This is a genomic window from Enterovibrio gelatinilyticus (genome assembly GCF_028683095.1).
Lineage (GTDB): Bacteria > Pseudomonadota > Gammaproteobacteria > Enterobacterales > Vibrionaceae > Enterovibrio > Enterovibrio gelatinilyticus.
Map to the genome: position 1 here is coordinate 1 of NZ_JAJUBC010000015.1, position 17,702 is coordinate 17,702.

A 17,702-nucleotide genomic window follows, 5' to 3' on the forward strand; every position below is an offset into this window, starting at 1 on the left:
GCAGTGGCTATGCTTTTCGTATTGCTCGATTATCGGCCACTCAAATCACCATGACGAAAGCGCGATCATCCTTTATTAGCACCGTCGTGGTTGGATAGAAAAGCGGTTGCTAGCGTAAGCGGGTGCATTTTATAAAGATGTTTGCGCCTATGTCATCATGAGTAACCATTATCATGTGGTGCTTCATATCAATGCTGATAAAGCGAAAAACATGAGCCAATACGATGTTGTTGAACGTTGGTTGGCGTTTCATCAAGGTCCTTCACTTATTCAACGGCTCATTCAAGGCGATAAACTGTCAGGATCCGAAACTGAGCGATGCAATGAGATAATTGAATTGTGGCGAGAGCGGCTAACGTCAATCAGTTGGTTGATGCGATTACTTAACCAGCACACTATGGGATAAATCTAAATGGCAATGAATTCTTTGATTCTTTAAGTTGGATTGTTATTTTGACACCATAGAAGTTTGTCTTAAGTCAGAAGGATACTCTCAAGAGCAGCTTGAAGAATCACGACAAGAAATACACAAATTGAATAAATGGAATGGATGGTACTAATGACAGGTTCTTACGACCTATTCTTAGGCAAAACCTATCAGACATTACTAACAGATGCATCTTTCCTGTCTCTGATAGGAGGGAACGTGCCTGAGGTCATTGATGAAGGCGTTGACCGTTTTTACATTATCAGCAACGCCAGAAACGCCGAGTTTGTTTTTTGCCGCCAAGATGAAACTCTAATGTTGATACTCTTTAAAGCTTCTTCTGACGGTTCTTTCCCAAACGGTTTAAGCACAGCAATGTCAGCAAAAGGTGTGCATGAGATTCTTGGTATCCCAGTTGAGGTTCATGAAAAGAAAAAAATGCCCGTGTTTGGCACTGTGCCGTCATGGGAGAGATTTTCAAATGGTCTTCGCGTGACCTACTCTCTCGATTCTGGCACCGTCGAGGACATTCGCTATTCAATGAAACAGTAAGGGATCATGTAGGCTCTGCATCTCACTTGAGAGGCAAAAATCTGTGAGCTATATAATTGAAAAATTGACATCTCTTGGTGTGAATCTGGATTCAACTCAGGCAGAAGGCACTATCAATTCAGGCCTTCCAGAGATCGTGTTCAATATTGTTAAGCATTATGAACACTATATTTATTTCGAAAAACCCATAGTGTTCCAGCCCACTTACAAAAGTGGATTGGAGAGAAAAGATGACACATTACCGCTTGAGCTACTCAGGGGGAAAAAACGAAGGGAAGTACAATATTTTTAGCGCCAATACTCAACTGAAAAACCTAGAATCTGACTTGTTTTCAATTGGCCTTAGCTATTCTAGCAATCATGTATGCATATCACTCTCTGATGGAAGCATATGCCTATCAACGAATGGGGAAGCTGAATCCCGATTCAAGCTATTTGATAGTGCTAAAGAGTTCTTCAGTGCTTTGCATATAGAAGATAACAACAAGAACACAAAACTTTACGGAATAAAATCAAACCTTCAATTTTAATACGCCCCGTTTAACAGAAGCGTACTGATGGGAATTAAATGCGGGAAAAACCACTGTTCTCGAATGGCAGTGCGCAATTTTTCCCTAGGATTTCCGATCTGAAAAAATATCCAAAGAGAAGATATAGCATGCATTCTCTGTATGCTAATGGTTGTTGGGCTACGAGTTACCCCGACGAAGCACATTGGGATAATTGCCGCATCTAAAGCGGCCTTTCTCTCGTTGCTGAGCAATTATTAGATCGATGTCTATATAATAACTGGTAAATCCAGTGGAAATAAGGCTATATATGAGTGTGGTGTTTTTTTTGGTCAAATATTTCAATATTGGGTTTGCCAAGTGAACGGTAAGAATATCAGTTTGGTGCATTACGCCCCATTGGTGACCCCAAGCGAGATTACTGGTGTTAATAACTTTAACGTCATTTTTACAAGGAGTATTGATGCTTGATGTGTTTTTTGAAAGTATATTTATATGGGAGAGCCTAATATTATTTTTTGATGCTGGGATTTTACTAATCATAGAATATATTTCAATACCATTATTTTTTGTTATGGTTACTCCAGTGATAGAGGGTAATACTAAATGGGGTGTGGAAAATGTTTCTGACAAATTTGGTTTTGTTATTGGTTTAGTATACTGCGTAGTAGCTCTTACACTTTGTGTAATTGTCACTATTTGTGTGCCAATAATTGTATGGTTTGAGTATGGATTGGCAAGTTACTTCGATGTCAATATACTAACTGATCAGTTAACTACAAGAACTTATAGAACTTCATCTTTTGAGTATTACATGCCTAGATGGCAGTACATAATTAGTGCCGTCATATGGGCACCGATCGTACATTATGCTATTGGAAATATAGTTGATTTATTGAATGATAGAATAGAAGTGAAAGGTGCAAGAAAATTAGAATTTGATGATTTTAATGAAAAGTGTAATGATTGGATTAAGGGGATTCCAAAACTGATTTTTCATTATGAAAAAAAGAAAATAATTAAAGTCAGCGATGCTTGTTTTGAAATGGATGCTATTAATAAAAAATTTTCTAGTGATTTGCCAAAAAGAAATCGTTCGGTAGAGAAGGTAATGTTGTCTTGTGAGGACATAATCGACTCAGATAAGATAAGTGTGTTTTTATTGGATGTGGAAGTGACCAATTATAGTCATGGTGAGTCGATTAATGTTTGTTTTATGTGTAAGCTCACAGCGGTGTTTGATAATGAAAATCTCGAGATTAAGTATGAGAAAAAAATCGATCAAATGTATAATTTTTTAATTAAATGAAAAAGTGAATATAGAATAATTAAATAGCTGCTCATGATTGAGAGCCTTTTTCGCTATCCCGTGTGCAAAACTCTGAAGAGGCGATACCTCGCTATAAAGTGCTTAAACTGATAAATGTATATCAGTATTGAATATTGCGTGTGATGATTTCATGAGGAGCATGCCATAACCCTCTGTCAAATATATCCAAGGAAGTACACAGGCTGAAATGACAGCACAAGTTTGTGATCCCCTTAAATCAATGTATTCACTTTCCTGCTTTTTTGAATGACAGGGTTATCGATGAAATAAGTAGTCTTCTTCACTTTGGCTAAATCAAGCTAGGAATAGTGTCTGGCGACATACATTGAGGCTTCCCTAGCACGTTGTGATCTTTGTATTCCTGTCTATTTCAACGGATAAGGGCAAGCAGAAAAAGCCAACCTTTGAGACAGAAGGAAGAAAACTATTCGAAGGATACAGCATTCGAGCGTGTTCGTTGTGACAAAAGAAGATGTTATCGGCAGAAAGCCCTTTATTTTAGTGGGTAATCATTTAAAGGGGGATGAGTCATATGTTTTCATTTAAAGTGAGTCGAAGGATAATCTTCGCGATTTCATTCTCACCTAATGTGAGCGCATTCGCAGATAAAGTGGCCCCATTTTTGGGATGTAATCAGGTCGGGTGGATTATGTTTTCACGCCGGTACACGCAGTTTGATTCTCATTTTGTTGAAAATCAAGCATCTTCAATGATCACAGGTATAAGGTAATTCATTGATGGAGTTGTTTATTTTTACGTTCTTTGCGTATTTTTTGTATGCCGTATATCAAAAAAGACGCAGCTATAGAAAAATCATCGGTTTAGTTGGGAGGTGGCAGTGGTGGGTTGAGATCGTTGATCAAGACTGCGTCCCGTTATTATCAGGAAAAATCATCAAGCAAAATCAATCTGGACTCATCTTTATCGTCGGGTGTTTGCACAAAAGCCAACTTGACAGCAATGTGAAGTTGGGAATTAGTTCAATGCAGTCTGATCTTATTCCTTGTCGGTGCATCATAAATCCGAGCGAGGTTATTTTGGGAGAAGCAAGCCAAGAAACCATCGCTACAATCTATGAGCAGATCCCTTTCGATAAAGATGAATGCTGTGAAGTTATTTTATATTCATCAGATGAGACTCATCTCGTATCTGAGAGTGATATCTCAAATTTTGATGAGGTTTGGGGGGATATTAAGAATAAGCTCGTGCCGATGTCTTCTGCTGAGGAAAAGTTCAATCGCTACTCTTAATGATACAGCCTTAAACTAAGAGGGATAAATCTCAAAAACCTTTTGAACATACTCGCTGCGCGAATTATCGTGCGTAACGAGCGTGATTCCTCGCTAAATGGTCAAACATTTAGAGGTTCTCTAAAAGGTTATGGCCTCTATTGAGCCAACTTTCTTCTTCCTCTTCTTCTTTTTCCTTCGCTTTTGCCATTTCTACCAAATGACTGATTTTCTGCTCCTTTTCTGGATGAAATGATAAGGCATACCAAATTAAATCCGAAAAGTGCGCGTTCCCTTGTTCATCGACGCGATTTGAGGTGTTTTCTGGCGTGTCAGGGGATGAATCATCGGATCGTGGTCTTTGATAAAGGTTGCCCGCTAGCCCTTCTATTTCTTTGTCTAGTATTGCAACTTTCCAGGCAAGGTGACCATCTGTATCACCATTTTCAAACGGTAAGCTTTGGCGTAATTGAAGAGGAAGTGGATTGAGGAAATACAGAATATAAGCCTGCTTTTCTAGGTCTTTGTCTTGTCGAGAGAAATAAAGAAAGCTCTCGTTGGGGTAGTGACTCTGCCAGTAAAGGACAGACAACGTTTTAGCTACTGAATCTGTTATGCGGATCTGGCTTTCTTTCATTTCTGTCAATGTTGCCAACGGTGGGTAGATACCGTCTTTGATTAGAGCCAATCGAGCGTCGAGCACATTTGAATGTTTGACACTGAGTTGATCTCTTAAAGGTGCAGATATCTCGGGGTAGGCCTGAGCAAGCACAATGTAATCTGCTGTTGAAATGTGTCCATTCAGGAACCAGCCCTTATATATGTGAAGTAACTGATGGCTTGTTGTCAGCACAGGCTCGCTTTTAAGGGGTAAGTAGGTTTTGAAAAATTGTTCGGTTAGATTTGTCCATTTCTGGGGTTGAAACGACGCCAGTTGAGTCAATGCTTGTTCTTGTAGCTCGACTAAGCGGTCAATATCCTTTTGTATTTTGGGTGAGATAGCACCTGAAGATGGATGGTCAGAATGGGCGGTCTCTTCGCTAGCGCTTTTTTCTTTTGAGTCGATGATGCAGTCCAGCAGCTCTGTTGCATGAATACCTTGGCTGATCCCTGATGAATACGGCACCAAATTTAATGGGGAGTAGGCTTTGTCTGCATGTTCGTTTGAGGCATTGATGATGTCGCACCAGCGCGTGAATAGCGCCATCAATTGTGGTTCAGACAATGTTTCACTTTTTAGCAGATTAGACGTCTTATCTAGCTGCGCGCGTTCAAGTTCGGTGTTGCTACCGCGGTAACTTAGCCCTGATAAGTCATCGGTAAATTGCTCTAAATGGGCCTCGGTCTTTAGGTTAGGCAACTGGGACATGATTTCATTGGAGAGATCGATGAGGGAGTTTTGGTTGAGGCCAATAACGGTTTTTCGGAGTAAGTGACTTGTTCTGGTAGTGACGGAATTAAACTCGATAGTGATCAGCACCCCATCAGGTTTACTGTACTGAACATGAAACAGCCGAACGTTATTTTGATAGAAAATGACTTCATCGACTTTGACTTCTGTGGTGAGCATCATATCGATAAGATAAAACGGTAGCAGGATGGCACAAGCTGGCGAATGCCCACAGCCACCCGAATTGTTCTGTATTGTACGTTCGCGAATTATTGTTTCCAGCCCATAGCGACTGGTGTAATTGCTTACTGCATCTAAAGTCAAAGGGATGTCATAACGTGTCACATAGTCCCAATGCTCTTCACTGTTCATTGGAATAGATGTTGTTTGATATTCGCTAAAGCTGATCTGGTCTTTGAAATCGTCAGCAAGGGCGATAAAGCTGGCTAACCAAATCAATAGAGGTAGTGCGATTCTCAACGTGTCATTCTCACTATGTAATATGGGCTTTCAAAGCGAATAGCCATCAACTCCTGACCACAATTAACCGTATGAATACATCTCGTCTTTGGGTTAACGAACTATGCGGTGTGTTGTGTAAGGAGGAGAACAGAGGCTGTCTTTTTGGACAGCCTCTATAAATTCAGCCTTTATATATTCAGCCTTTATATATTCAGCCTCTATATATTCAGACTGTTAGATTTGGCTGTCAATCGTGGCGCGAATTTCCGCAAGTGTTGTTTCTTTAATGAGTTTGCCGTCTTCAAACACAACCTCAAGCAAGCCTTCTTTCTCTTCACTTTCGGATACGTCATCTATCAGCACTAATTCGCCATTGTAACGCTCAACTTTCAAGAGTCCTTTTGCTGATTTTTTCTTGCTGTCAGTTTTAGGGTCTTTAAATATCGCCACGCGTTCGTCATTTTTGACAACGCTGGTGGCTTTCACAGCAGAGCCGTGCGTGTCTCGTGTGACATATTGGTAGCTGTACGAACCGATACCTAAGACAACCTTTGAAGCAAACCCCTTATCCATTAAGCGCTGAAGAATTTGGCGTTGGCGAGGCAGTGTGATGGCATCACCATAAATCGCACCAATGTGCTCGTCTAATAACTTAAACCCTTTGTCAGTGACAGTACCGCCGAAAATATCCCACAAACATTCGATTAGCCCTTTAACCTCACAAGCTTCTAGTTCGACTCGGCTTTCTTCTTCACATCCGTAATATTTGCTGTTCCAGCAATAGGCTTCATAACCTTCGCGAATGGCTTCTTGCTCCGCAGCGTTTTGGTTGTCAAAGAGTTCGGCATAGTCTGAGACAGGAGAAACGCTAAAACCCGTTAGGATCTTTACTGGGTCACCGGAGTCTGGACGAATGACTAATGCGCCATCACGTTGCAAGATTTCTTCTTTTAACTGAGGAAGATAGTCAGTCACGAGTGTCCAAAAATCCCATGTGTCCGAAACGACGCTGAGAATTCCTTTTGGTGATTGTTCACGCATCAGGTATCTGAAGAATTCAATTTCGCCTTCCATGATCCAAGAGCAGGTCACTGAGTGTTCGGTGGCATCGACTGAACAGCCAACAAGCTCTTGATCGACATTGGCACCGTAGTATTTTTCTGCAAATAATACCGCTGGGATTGTGTCCGTTCCGACTAAACCAGAGGCTAAGTGACCGAATCCACTCATTGCTGCAGCTTGTTTCCCAAACATGCCTCGAAAGCTAAAGTCGTGTCCTTGAAACGGAACGAAATCCATGGGTAACCCTGTTTTTTCAGCAAACTCTTTGAATACGCTTAAGTAGGCGACAGATGTCGTGGTGCTGGTTTGGATTGGCCAGTTTTCACAACTTAGCACTGTCTCGATCATGTTTGTGAGCCACTGAAACCCTTCTTTGGTATTAACAATGGTCATGGGTGGAACTAAGTATGGGACAAGCGTGCCTTCTGGAAGTGCTTTGATCCGTAACGGTAAGTAGCCTAAATCATGTAAGTCTTCTAAATACTTCACGTCAACGGAGTATCCCAACATTGCGCTCATGATGCGTTTGTGGTTTGCAACAGCAACCGCTTTGTCGGTATTGAAAAACGCGTTCCATTCTTCTTCTAAGTAACTCTTTATGAAGTATTGAAGGCCGACAAAAGCCACTTTGTCGCAATTCTCTACGTTGCTGAGTTTTCCGCTTCGAGAGGTGTAATTTGCATAAACCTCTGTAACGTCAGGGTGGTAAGCGCGGCTGTGAAATTCTTTGTAAACGTCTTTCTGCATGCTTGCTGCTGTAATAGTCATGGTGCGCTCCTTACATCTCGATGACGGTTAATTGGGTGCGGTTATTTGCGTTACTTTGCGTGCTGATGTTTGAGTATTCTTCTGCTGTTCTAAATGAGTCTGTCGTATATATGGCGTCGATAAGCCCATGAAATACATCAATACCCTGAGAGAAAATACCGTGAGTGACAAACAGTGAAACGTCGGTCGCACCTTGTTGCTTTAAGACTTTTGCGAGTTCAATAAACGTTCGTCCGCCATCGCAAATGTCATCAACAATCAGCACACGCTTACCTTCAACATTACCGAGGACCTCTGTTTTTACGATTTCCCCTGATTTCAAATTCCTGACTTTTTGGGCTTGGATAACATTTGTTTCTCCGCCAAAAGCTTCAGCAATGTTGCTCGTTTTCTTGCTCGCACCGGCATCTGGAGAAATGAGTGTGATATCCCCCCTAGATAGTGAACGGCTGAGTACTTCGCTTTTTTTAATCAGTTCTGTTTGTGGAATATTGACCACATTGTTGAGAAGTGCGGGAGTCACATCGCTGTGAGCATCCCAAATGGTCACTTTTGATAACTCCAAGCTATTGATAAGGCGAGCCATAACGGATGCCGATAGCGCTTCGCCTTCTACGCATACTCGGTCTTGACGAGCATACGGGAAGTAAGGGATCACTAGTTCAATGGGGATTTTGCCGTTTGATAATCTCTTGAGGGCATCAACCATCATCATCAAACGAATAACTTGAGATGAATCAGTGAGTCGTTCTTGTATTTCAAACACTGCCACATCTGATAATTCGATAGGATCGAAGCGAATATGTTCTTCACCGCCAGAAAATGTAAAGCTCTGAAATGATGCTTCTGATTTATATCCTTGAGTGTTGATTTTGAAAGTTGTCATATCGCATTCCTTTTGTTTGTGTCCTAACGACACAAACAATGTAACAACTGATTATTTTTCGATCAAGTTCTTTTTGTGTCTTTTTGACACAAAGTTTTGTGACCTAGCTTTTTCGTTGCCAAGATAGAGGTGTATTGCAACAAAATTGAGATTCACTTAATGTGTCATAAAGACAGTAAGTAGACTGGTTAGAGCGATGCATTACGATATCAATGAATACAAAAACCCACTTTTCACGGTAGACAGTGTGCTGTTTACGGTGAAAGAGGGGGCGTTAAAAGTATTGATGGTAAGGCGAGCAAAAGCACCTTGTGAAGGTTGCTGGGGGTTACCTGGCGGTTTTGTCGATATTGAAAATGATATGACGACTGACGTAACGGCACGCAGAAAACTAAAAGAAAAAACGAGCGTTGAACCTCGCTATTTAGAACAGTTGCAGGCTTTCTCGGGAAGCGACAGAGACCCTCGCGGATTCAGCGTTACCTTGGTCTATTTCGCATTGGTGACAGAGCAGGACGTGTCGAGCCATATTGCTTCTGTCGAAGATGTTCAATGGATTGATGTGAAAGTACTTCCCTCACTGGATATTGCATTCGACCACAAAACCATCATTGAGCATGCGCAAAAAAGACTGCAGCAAAAAGCGCTCTATTCGATGATCCCTGTCTATTGTTTACCGAGCCAATTTACAATTGGACAGCTGAAATCAGTTATCGAGACAATCCTAGAGAAACCTATTCAACGTAAGAGCTTAATCCGCAGGATTGAGGCGTCAGATATGTTTGAAGGGGCGGAACAAAAAGTGAAGTCGGGAGGAAGGCTTGCTCAACTCTACTCGGTGAAAGAAGGTGCAGATTTGGTGAATTTTGAGCGAAACTTTAGCGTTTAAAGCATTCCCAATACGATCTAATTTAGGTGCTTCTTTACCTCAGATATGCGCCATAGCCAGTACCAATCTCATTTCCATTGACGTCGAAGAATACCCACTAGGCATGTATCTATGCGCCTATGTTTCAGACTTCTCGCCATTCATTGAAAGCATTTTGTCATTTAGAACCTCGCGCTGGCGGGGTTTTCTCGTATAAGGGGATAACCAAAATCGGAAACACTGCTCGACCAATGCTGCTTCAAGTGCTGTGTAAATGCTTTGACCAATCCATTGTTGATTTGTGAACGGTGGTAAACCAGCCAAAGGTTCCATGTGGGCAACGGGGTATCAACATCAACGATCTCAAGTTGAGGGTCACTCGAAATAACGAACTCGGGTAGTAGCCCAATGCCTGTGCCATTGCGGATAAGCTCTGCGGCACTCATATAGCTGTCGACTCTTATTGATGTCTGACATTGCACTCTGCGTTCTCCAAACCAGCGCTCTGCGGGTAGATGCGCAAAACTGTCATTCAGGCATACCCAGTTGGCTTTGGTTTCACTTAGGCAGCCGACTCGCTTTGCGACTTTAAAATGAAAATGGCTGAGTTTCACGCCAACCAATGACTCATCCGGTGAATTGGTTGCTCGAATAGCCAGATCGGTATTCGCCAGACGAAGGTCAGCGTTCATGGCACTGACTTTTATATCAAACTGTATTTCTGGGTGAGAGACCGACAAATCCCCCACGATTGTCGATACGCTTGGGAGCGAGATATCACAGCAACTGAGTGACAGTGCGCCGGCAAGGTCTTCTTTTTTCTGCTTTATCCAAAATAAAATGTCATTGGCGCGATCATCCATTTCTTTCACGAAAGCCGCCAATTGCTGACCATCTTTCGTAAAAGAGATGCCATTGGCTCGTCGCCTTATTAAAGGGACACCAACCATGCCTTCCAGCCGAGAAACACGCCGACAAACCGTTGAGTGACTGATATTCAGGGACCTAGAAGCGCCAGACAATGATCCTTCGCTCACAACGGCATGATAAATTTTCAGATCATTCCACAGTGGGTCTGCATTTTTGCAATTGTGCATTGCACTAACCTCCATGTTCGAAGGCGTATTTTCAACCTAGAGTGTGTAAACCACAATCGTCCATTGGAAGGAGCTTTAGATATGAAACTGTATGATCTGGAACTGTCGGGTAACTGCTACAAAGTGCGTTTGTTTTGCGCGTTGAACCAAATCCCCTTGGAAATTTGCCCCGTCGATTACCTAGCCGGGGAGCATAAGTCGACTGCCTATTTGGCGTTAAATCCGTTAGGAGAAATCCCTTTGCTTGCTGATGACGGGTTTCTCATTCGTGACTCACAAGCCATTTTGATTTACCTTGCTCAAAAATATCAGCTTATCCAGTGGTGGCCGCAAGATCCAAAACATCAAGGGCTTGTTTCTCAATGGCTTTCGTTCGCGGCAAACGACATAGCAAGAGGCCCAAACGATGCGCGTTTGCATGACTTGTTTGGCATTGAGTTAGATGTGGCGTCGGCACGCCACAAGGCTCGCAGTTGTGCAAAGATTCTGGATGAGCATTTACACATGCATCATTGGCTTGTGGGCGACACCCCGACACTCGCTGATATCGCATGTTATCCCTATATGGCGTTGATGCACCAAGGTGGCGTAAGAGGAGAGGCATACCCTCATCTCACTCGCTGGATGAATGAGATGAAACATCTTGATGGCTTCATCACAATGCCAGGTATTGAATGATGGGAAACGGCTTAAGCATTCTAGATGTTGAGCACGTTGGCATTCGCACGCGAAGTAAAGAAGCGTCGATCGCTTTCTATCAGTCGCTTGGGTTCAGCAAGGTGGTTATGTTACCGGAGCATAATGCCTGCGAGATGGAAAATGCCGCTGGTGTGAGAGTGAACCTGATATTCAGTGGAAGCGAGCAGTATCCCGATGCGCACAACGTGTTACTGGATGCTGAAATCAAATATGCAGGGATCACCCATATCGCGTTTGTCATCAATTCCATGAGTGCATTTCTGCAATTTTGCGAAACGCAGGGGATACGCATCACCGAAGGCCCACTGAAAATAGGGGAGCGGCGAGTAGCTTGCTTTATCAGAGACCCCGACGGCACGGTGTTGGAGTTCAATGAATTGGAATGACTGTCTGGTTTAACTCACTTGCTTTTGCAAGCCTACCTTAAACGCAATCGACATTTGTTTCCGGTAACTGGCTTGAATGTATTGAGCCAATGGCAACTTGGTTGCGCCCGTTGTTTTTGGCTTTATACAGAAGCGCATCCCCTTCGTCGAACGCGTCTGAATATGACCAAGAGTTATTTGACGGCGCGATCAGAAGCGCCCCTACCGATATTGTCACAATGCCATACTTTGTTGCGTGAGGGATGGACAGCTCTTCGACTCCAGCCCTCATTCTTTCGGCTATTGCAGCGAGCGCATCAGGGTTTTCTAATTGAAGGAGAGCGACAAATTCTTCACCGCCAATACGAAAGCAGTGATCGTTGGTTCTCAGGGCACTTAATATTGTGTCGGCGATTGATTTGATCACGATATCACCACGAGCATGACCATAGGTGTCGTTGTAAATTTTAAAGTGGTCGATATCGCAAACGATGATGCCGAAGTGCTGGTTTTGGCCCAACACGGCTTCGTAAAAAGGCTCAGCCCTTCCTGCATAACTATGACGACCGCCTATGCCCGTTAAGGCATCTGTGTCTGATTGATGTCGTAACACCTTCATTTGTGATTTTGCGGTAAACGTCAGTGTGTGTAGGCCGCGTGCCAATGTGCCAATTTCATCGTTTCGATGAAGCTCATCTAAGTCTGAAATATCAAGCAGTTCGATATCTTGATCTATACGGCTAGCGAGGCGGCGAAGTGGTGATACCAGCCAGTGAGTCACGCCTGCAATCAATAACAATGAGATAAACAAAGCCGCTGATGCTTCTGCAATTATCGTGGCGTAAATTTGTCCTTTAAGGGAGAAAAGAGCTGATGCATCAAAAACGGCTTCTACCATACCGCCATTTTTATTGATGAGCGGAAGCCGCAGATAAATGACTTTTTCTTTATTGGAAAGGTATGCATTTTTTTGAGAAGACGCGGAAGGCGGCGACCAAGGGATAGCTGAATGAGACGTGAGGTACCGGCTTTGATGTAAAACATTGAGATCATCTTGTGCTTTGTTGACCAGAAATCTCAATTTCTTGGCTCTGACTTTTTCTTTGTTTTTGGGGTCATCTAATGCATTGATAAGTGTTTGTAGCTTGTCTTGAGCAATGCGAATTTCATCTTCCGTGACGTCGGTTCGCCATAGTTGCTGCTCTTCGCGTAGGTAGTGAATACTCAGCGTACTGTCACTGTAATCAGAGACGCCCTGAATATCGAGAAACAGCAGTGGTTCAATGCTTAGCAAGCGTTCCCTTTGGGAGGGCATCATTAGCGTTGAATAGCTACGAGCGGCAATAGCACCTGACATTTCACGTAAAAGCGGGGAGAGGGAATGTTCCGCAGTTTCAGTGGCAAACTGAACTCTGGTTTCCCACTCGCTTTGATATCGTGAGTAGCTCATGCCAAGAATCAACACCAATACCAGCATTAGGTGGGAAACAAAAAGCAGTTGATTGATGGTAAATGTTTTTAGCAATCTATATTCCGACGATAGGGTTAAACGTATTAGTTTTTATTCATAAGGCGATAAAACGGGCTCGGCGCAGGTGCCGTTTATACAGATGTCTTTATAGGTATCATGGCAACGCTGACAGAATGAAGCTTCTAGAGTCGGGTGCATGCTGCTGATGTCTTCCCCTTTTCGATTGTAGCTGCCATACATAGGAAGCCCACTAAAGTGCTCGGTAACCCAAATAATGCCTTGCACCTCAGAGACAGCAACGACCGTTGGCCCATCTGTGTAAGGACCGTGAGTTTTGTACTGCTCGAGCTTTTCTGGATTTACACGAATGGTCAGTGGTGAGCCTAAACCATCGTTAATCCATGCGTAGGAGCGCACTGCTTCTTGTATAAACAGTGAGGTGTCCGGTGGTAACACGGTGTCGGCAGGCAGTGTCATTGATTCTTTAACAACAGGCCACTCTTCCCATCCTTCGGGGTAGCTAGCAACAGAGTCTGCAAAAGCGGATGTTCCGGCAAACAATGAGAGCGCCAAAGTGTAAATAAAGCGCAAAAGAAAGCTTCGCTTCCTTGGTAACGACATAAGTAATCCTTTACTAACTGTGTGGCATTCAACCTGATTTTGAGATTGAAGTAGCATTCATAATAAATGTTTTTATCAAAATGTAAAAAATGCGTAGCGAATAATGTGTTTTGCTCGCATTTTGTTCGCCCATTAAATGCATGCGTTATGAGTCTGATTTTTCTAGCGGCTGATAATTGCGTAACTAACCCTTTCTCTTACTGAGTGTTCTTAAACTCGCATTCATGATACGCGTCATGTTTCATGGCTCTTTTATGGATAGTCACTTCGGTAACCAGAGTAACGAAAGTTTTTATTTCCCACTGCAAGCAATAGTGCTACCTTCCAATCCTGGCATAAACAGCTGTGTTTTATGTTGTAAGCAATATTTTAAATTGTTAATGGAAAGTGATATGGATAATCAAATCCGACTACGTGCCCTTGAGCAAACCGACCTTCGCTTTATTCATCAGTTGAACAACAATCGTTCAATTATGTCCTATTGGTTCGAAGAGCCGTATGAGTCGTACTACGAGCTGGAAGAGCTGTTTCGCAAGCACATCCACGACAGTAACGAGCGCCGCTTTATCGCCGAAAATAGTGAGAAACAGTCCGTCGGTCTGGTGGAACTTGTTGAAATAAACACGATTCACCGAAATGCTGAATTCCAAATCATTATTGCGCCTGACTACCAAGGTTGTGGCTACGCGCGAACCTTGATTAACAAAGCCCTGAACTACGCCTTTACCATTTTGAACTTGCACAAGGTGTACCTGAGTGTTGCGGTTAACAATGAGAAAGCGATTCACCTCTATGAAAAGAGTGGCTTTATCGAGGAAGGACACTTGGTGAAAGAGATATTCGTTAACGGCGAGTATTGCGACATCAAGCGTATGTACATTCTTCAAGATGCCTATCTACAGAATCGTCATCAGCAATAATGCAGTGACTGCCGCGAGCGGCTAGCTGAACATGTTTTGCATTAAGGACTTCTCTACGAGAGGTCTTTTTTTTACTTTATCCAAAACAACATGTCCTTGGTGCGATCATCCATTTCTTCCAGAAAAGCTGCCAATGGCTGACCATCTTGGACAAAAGAGATGCCAGTTGATCGCGTTATCAAAGGGGCGCCAACAATACCTTCCATCTGAGAAACAATACCTTCTATCTGAGAAACAATGCCTTCCAACCTAGAAACATCGTGTGGCATTACTTACAGCCCTCGCTGTTAATGTTCTTTCCTCATGTCCCAAACCTTTAGGTATACATTTGCGCAAAGTTGCGTATTTACTCAAGTGGTATATCGAAAATAGTTGCTAGAATTAGCGGATACTCATACGCATTTTTGCGAACAAGCATTTTGAAGTTGTTTGGGTGTATTGCCTTTTTTTGGCGCAATGATCCTTTAACGATGGGATAAGGCTGACAGTGACGGATAAATACGAAAATCAGGAACATGCTCAAGGCGATGACCAAGAAGAGGAAGAGCAAAAGCGAAACTTTTTTCGGCTTCGGTATTTAGAGCAGGACATGCCTTATATTGCTTGGGATGGCTGCACATATCGTGTGTGTGAGATTTCCGAGCATGGGATCCGTTTGCTGTTTGAAGGTGACGTTGTCCTCGATCAGCCATTTTCTGGCACCGTTCAATTTGAGGAAGGCTCAGCAGATATTCAAGGAAAAGCCATAAGAAAAGAAGATGGTGAGTTAATTATTCAACTCTTTCAGAAAGTAGAGTTGAAGAAAATTAATGCTGAACAGATTCGCCTTCGTCGAAAGTACAGTAAAGATTGAATACTCTTTGATAACAAGAATTTAAGTCAAAATTTTTCACCTAGCATCCTTACTTCTCTCACCTAAACGCCCATTAACTCCTCACTTTCTACAAAACTGGAACGCCTTCATTCTATTAACCACGGTATAGTTTCATGCCAACCGAATGTGGGTGATGCTTCGCACACCTGATCAAGGCAGGAAGCCTCAGTAAGCAAATAGACACGCAAACAAGGACGTGAACAGAAATGGCAGTAGAACAAAGTGTGGTTGAAAGCATCAATGCAGTATGGGCAACACCTTATGGCGTCGCTGCGAAATACATCTTTGTAAGCGGTATCTTATTGCAGCTTATTTTGATGATCACGCGCTACAAAATGCCCGTGACGGAAGCGTTGCTGGCGGTGCTTGGCTTCAAACCAGTCCGTAACAGAGATAAGTGGTTTAATATTTTGCACTTCGCTGTGATTGCTGTTCCGTTGGCTTTACTTGCCATCGCGCTTTGATGAGGCGGCAACACCTAAGGCCATCAATGTCGGTGATTCGCATTTGTGAACAGCGGGGGAGTGAAGCGCTGCCTATAATTAACTGCTGTATGTAAAGCCCAATACACTGCATGTTGCAGCGGGCTTTTAAGGCAGCCTTATGAAGAGTCGATGGATTCATTGTCGCCACATCGTGTTGGTTTTCTTCCTCGCCCTGATTGGTGCAGGGTGCGGTACGTCGCCCAAGCCAACTGCGTCATCCGAGCCTTTGTCTGACCGCGATTCATCCCCGAATTTAGTCTCACCGTCGCCTGTCAATTCACAGATCACAAAGCCTTTAGAATCTTCAGAATTCATCGAAGCGAATCAAAACGTCGCAGTGACTGACACCATCGTTGTGTCAGAGCACACAGATAATGTTGCGCCGTCTTCGTCGGTTGAAGCTGCTGTGGATGACGCTTCGTTAGTTGAAACATCATTGGATGAAGAAAGCCTGGAAACAGTGAGTGTTCCGCCTGACGTGCCAACACCACCAATAACTGCTGACACTACCCCTGTACCTTTCGACGAGGGCTTAGGGCCACCAGATCTGCTATGTGGTGAAGAAGGTGCCCCGCCATGTGGCGACGAAATCAAGATAGATGCCATATTGGTGGGGGATGCGACCAATTGGGGATGTGAAGGGAAGAACCTCTATTTCACCCCAAAAGATGGCGGAGAGTGTTGGAGCTGTCCAGACGGGTATCGCCGCACATGGAAAGCCATTCACAAAGACGAAAGCTGCAAAGAGCGAGGCTTCGGCTTCAACAAAGACAAGGTCGATGCCACATTCGTACGATCGGTTTATGGTTGCGAAGAAGGGCAGTTTGAAAAAGGCGGTGAGTGCTACCGTTGCCCTGCGGGTTCGTCAAAAGTGAGTTTTCTTTGGGCTTTTAATCCCGGCGCAGAATGTAAAACAGAATACTACTGCGATGAGGGCTTATCGCTGATGCCAGCCCCTGCCGAAGTGCTGCAAAATTTTGGCCCACCTTACGATCGCGTGTGTGGCACACCACAGGATATGCCAACCGTGATCACTGATTTAGCGAGAACCAAACTTGAAGAAGATCTGACACTGAGCCAAGCCGCCGCAGAGTTTGTCGTCGAAGTGGCAAAGCATGATGAATTACGACGCGCCATATCAGACAAAGACGGAGAGGAAGTGTATCGGCTAATTGTGCAAATGCCGAGTTACCTTGCACTGCGTGATGCGGCGATCGCCAATGGCTATCAATCTCTCACGTTGGGCGCAGCGCCTGAACTTGAAGTGGGCTTAGGCGCAACCACCGAATATGGTGTGGCACTAGATTGGCAGGGCAACACACGACCTTATGGTGTCATGGCCTATTCAAAAGGGGCGTCTTTAAGCGTGGGGCTCGGTGTGAGTGTTGGTGTGTGGAAAGAGGGTATTGAGAGTGATGCCGCAAACATCGGTGGCTATGCCCATGGCGCGAGTATCAGCGTGCCATTAGGGGTAGCCGACGTGGGCAGCGGTGCATGGTTTAGTTACTACCCAATCCGCTATCTCGGGCTTTCATTTAGTGCCAGCGGCGGCATCGGCCTTGAAACGGTGAACTACAACCAAGCGGTGACTATGTTGTATTGAAACTATCCATAAACGGCGGTGTTAGTGCGGTTCAGTATGAGGTTTGGGATAGGTAGCAGATAGTAGGTAACAGTTACAGAAGTA

The 17,702-nt window shown here is 43.6% G+C and carries 17 protein-coding genes and 1 pseudogene; 11 read left to right on the forward strand and 7 right to left on the reverse strand.

Features of this window, described 5'->3' with window-relative positions; all coding sequences use genetic code 11:
- Positions 1-79 precede the first annotated feature (79 nt).
- The 4 genes and pseudogenes from LRP50_RS13750 to LRP50_RS13765 form a co-directional block, all read left to right on the forward strand.
- Positions 80-394: pseudogene (locus LRP50_RS13750) on the forward strand (alpha-amylase family glycosyl hydrolase); the annotation flags it as partial.
- 165 nt (positions 395-559) lie between these two features.
- The gene (locus LRP50_RS13755) at positions 560-979 is read left to right on the forward strand and encodes a hypothetical protein (RefSeq protein WP_274165036.1); all 420 of its coding nucleotides are present in this window, start codon (positions 560-562) and stop codon (positions 977-979) included.
- 972 nt (positions 980-1,951) lie between these two features.
- The gene (locus tag LRP50_RS13760; protein ID WP_274165037.1) at positions 1,952-2,797 is read left to right on the forward strand and encodes a hypothetical protein; all 846 of its coding nucleotides are present in this window, start codon (positions 1,952-1,954) and stop codon (positions 2,795-2,797) included.
- A 758-nt stretch (positions 2,798-3,555) separates the two neighbouring features.
- Complete coding sequence (locus LRP50_RS13765; protein ID WP_274165038.1) at positions 3,556-4,068, forward strand: hypothetical protein; 513 nt, start codon at positions 3,556-3,558, stop codon at positions 4,066-4,068.
- 109 nt (positions 4,069-4,177) lie between these two features.
- On the opposite strand, the gene LRP50_RS13770 is transcribed toward LRP50_RS13765, so the two are convergent.
- From LRP50_RS13770 to prs, 3 genes are all read right to left on the reverse strand, one after another.
- Positions 4,178-5,917: a hypothetical protein gene (locus LRP50_RS13770; RefSeq protein ID WP_274165039.1), complete on the reverse strand. Its 1,740-nt coding sequence runs from the start codon at positions 5,915-5,917 to the stop codon at positions 4,178-4,180.
- A gap of 216 nt (positions 5,918-6,133) precedes the next feature.
- Positions 6,134-7,729 carry a nicotinate phosphoribosyltransferase gene (locus tag LRP50_RS13775; protein ID WP_274165040.1) on the reverse strand — a complete coding sequence of 532 codons (1,596 nt, stop codon included), beginning with the start codon at positions 7,727-7,729 and terminating at the stop codon, positions 6,134-6,136.
- Between the two features lie 10 nt (positions 7,730-7,739).
- Positions 7,740-8,615, reverse strand: a complete 876-nt coding sequence (gene prs, locus LRP50_RS13780; protein WP_274165041.1) for a ribose-phosphate diphosphokinase — start codon at positions 8,613-8,615, stop codon at positions 7,740-7,742.
- Positions 8,616-8,811: 196 nt separating this feature from the next.
- Here prs and LRP50_RS13785 point away from each other — a divergent pair, with 196 nt between their 5' ends.
- Positions 8,812-9,504, forward strand: a complete 693-nt coding sequence (locus LRP50_RS13785; RefSeq protein ID WP_274165042.1) for an NUDIX hydrolase — start codon at positions 8,812-8,814, stop codon at positions 9,502-9,504.
- A gap of 161 nt (positions 9,505-9,665) precedes the next feature.
- On the opposite strand, the gene LRP50_RS13790 is transcribed toward LRP50_RS13785, so the two are convergent.
- Positions 9,666-10,580: a LysR family transcriptional regulator gene (locus tag LRP50_RS13790; protein WP_274165043.1), complete on the reverse strand. Its 915-nt coding sequence runs from the start codon at positions 10,578-10,580 to the stop codon at positions 9,666-9,668.
- 81 nt (positions 10,581-10,661) lie between these two features.
- Between LRP50_RS13790 and LRP50_RS13795 the strand changes: the two genes are divergently transcribed.
- Together LRP50_RS13795 and LRP50_RS13800 are read left to right on the forward strand one after the other, a co-directional pair.
- Positions 10,662-11,258: a glutathione S-transferase family protein gene (locus LRP50_RS13795; protein ID WP_274165044.1), complete on the forward strand. Its 597-nt coding sequence runs from the start codon at positions 10,662-10,664 to the stop codon at positions 11,256-11,258.
- A complete protein-coding gene (locus LRP50_RS13800) occupies positions 11,255-11,665 on the forward strand; it encodes a VOC family protein (RefSeq protein WP_274165045.1) in 411 nt (136 codons plus the stop codon). Before LRP50_RS13795 ends, LRP50_RS13800 begins: the two co-directional genes overlap by 4 nt.
- Before the next feature lie 37 nt (positions 11,666-11,702).
- Here the strand turns inward: LRP50_RS13800 and LRP50_RS13805 are convergent, their stop codons facing one another.
- Both LRP50_RS13805 and LRP50_RS13810 read right to left on the reverse strand, forming a co-directional pair.
- Entirely contained in the window at positions 11,703-13,169 is a 1,467-nt protein-coding gene (locus tag LRP50_RS13805) for a GGDEF domain-containing protein (RefSeq protein WP_274165046.1), read from the reverse strand.
- A gap of 36 nt (positions 13,170-13,205) precedes the next feature.
- The gene (locus LRP50_RS13810; RefSeq protein WP_274165047.1) at positions 13,206-13,736 is read right to left on the reverse strand and encodes a hypothetical protein; all 531 of its coding nucleotides are present in this window, start codon (positions 13,734-13,736) and stop codon (positions 13,206-13,208) included.
- Between the two features lie 392 nt (positions 13,737-14,128).
- Between LRP50_RS13810 and speG the strand changes: the two genes are divergently transcribed.
- Complete coding sequence (gene speG / locus LRP50_RS13815; protein WP_274165048.1) at positions 14,129-14,656, forward strand: spermidine N1-acetyltransferase; 528 nt, start codon at positions 14,129-14,131, stop codon at positions 14,654-14,656.
- 71 nt (positions 14,657-14,727) lie between these two features.
- Here speG and LRP50_RS13820 read toward each other — a convergent pair whose 3' ends face one another.
- A complete protein-coding gene (locus LRP50_RS13820; RefSeq protein ID WP_274165049.1) occupies positions 14,728-14,925 on the reverse strand; it encodes a hypothetical protein in 198 nt (65 codons plus the stop codon).
- 218 nt (positions 14,926-15,143) lie between these two features.
- On the opposite strand from LRP50_RS13820, the gene LRP50_RS13825 reads away from it, so the two are divergent.
- The 3 genes from LRP50_RS13825 (at position 15,144) to LRP50_RS13835 (ending at position 17,618) form a co-directional block, all read left to right on the forward strand.
- On the forward strand, positions 15,144-15,509 hold the full coding sequence (locus LRP50_RS13825) for a hypothetical protein (protein ID WP_274165050.1): 366 nt from the start codon (positions 15,144-15,146) through the stop codon (positions 15,507-15,509).
- 227 nt (positions 15,510-15,736) lie between these two features.
- On the forward strand, positions 15,737-15,994 hold the full coding sequence (locus LRP50_RS13830; RefSeq protein ID WP_274165051.1) for a hypothetical protein: 258 nt from the start codon (positions 15,737-15,739) through the stop codon (positions 15,992-15,994).
- A gap of 139 nt (positions 15,995-16,133) precedes the next feature.
- Positions 16,134-17,618 carry a hypothetical protein gene (locus LRP50_RS13835; protein WP_274165052.1) on the forward strand — a complete coding sequence of 495 codons (1,485 nt, stop codon included), beginning with the start codon at positions 16,134-16,136 and terminating at the stop codon, positions 17,616-17,618.
- The last annotated feature ends 84 nt before the right edge of the window (positions 17,619-17,702 follow it).

Excerpts from the sequence above, each read along its gene's own strand:
- LRP50_RS13795 (WP_274165044.1), top strand. The coding sequence starts at position 10,662 with ATGAAACTGTATGATCTGGAACTGTCGGGTAACTGCTACAAAGTGCGT.
- LRP50_RS13755 (WP_274165036.1), top strand. The coding sequence starts at position 560 with ATGACAGGTTCTTACGACCTATTCTTAGGCAAAACCTATCAGACATTA.
- LRP50_RS13830 (WP_274165051.1), top strand. The coding sequence starts at position 15,737 with ATGGCAGTAGAACAAAGTGTGGTTGAAAGCATCAATGCAGTATGGGCA.
- LRP50_RS13820 (WP_274165049.1), bottom strand. The coding sequence starts at position 14,925 with ATGCCACACGATGTTTCTAGGTTGGAAGGCATTGTTTCTCAGATAGAA.
- LRP50_RS13775 (WP_274165040.1), bottom strand. The coding sequence starts at position 7,729 with ATGACTATTACAGCAGCAAGCATGCAGAAAGACGTTTACAAAGAATTT.
- prs (WP_274165041.1), bottom strand. The coding sequence starts at position 8,615 with ATGACAACTTTCAAAATCAACACTCAAGGATATAAATCAGAAGCATCA.
- LRP50_RS13835 (WP_274165052.1), top strand. The coding sequence starts at position 16,134 with ATGAAGAGTCGATGGATTCATTGTCGCCACATCGTGTTGGTTTTCTTC.
- LRP50_RS13790 (WP_274165043.1), bottom strand. The coding sequence starts at position 10,580 with ATGCACAATTGCAAAAATGCAGACCCACTGTGGAATGATCTGAAAATT.
- speG (WP_274165048.1), top strand. The coding sequence starts at position 14,129 with ATGGATAATCAAATCCGACTACGTGCCCTTGAGCAAACCGACCTTCGC.
- LRP50_RS13800 (WP_274165045.1), top strand. The coding sequence starts at position 11,255 with ATGATGGGAAACGGCTTAAGCATTCTAGATGTTGAGCACGTTGGCATT.
- LRP50_RS13760 (WP_274165037.1), top strand. The coding sequence starts at position 1,952 with ATGCTTGATGTGTTTTTTGAAAGTATATTTATATGGGAGAGCCTAATA.
- LRP50_RS13785 (WP_274165042.1), top strand. The coding sequence starts at position 8,812 with ATGCATTACGATATCAATGAATACAAAAACCCACTTTTCACGGTAGAC.
- LRP50_RS13810 (WP_274165047.1), bottom strand. The coding sequence starts at position 13,736 with ATGTCGTTACCAAGGAAGCGAAGCTTTCTTTTGCGCTTTATTTACACT.
- LRP50_RS13765 (WP_274165038.1), top strand. The coding sequence starts at position 3,556 with ATGGAGTTGTTTATTTTTACGTTCTTTGCGTATTTTTTGTATGCCGTA.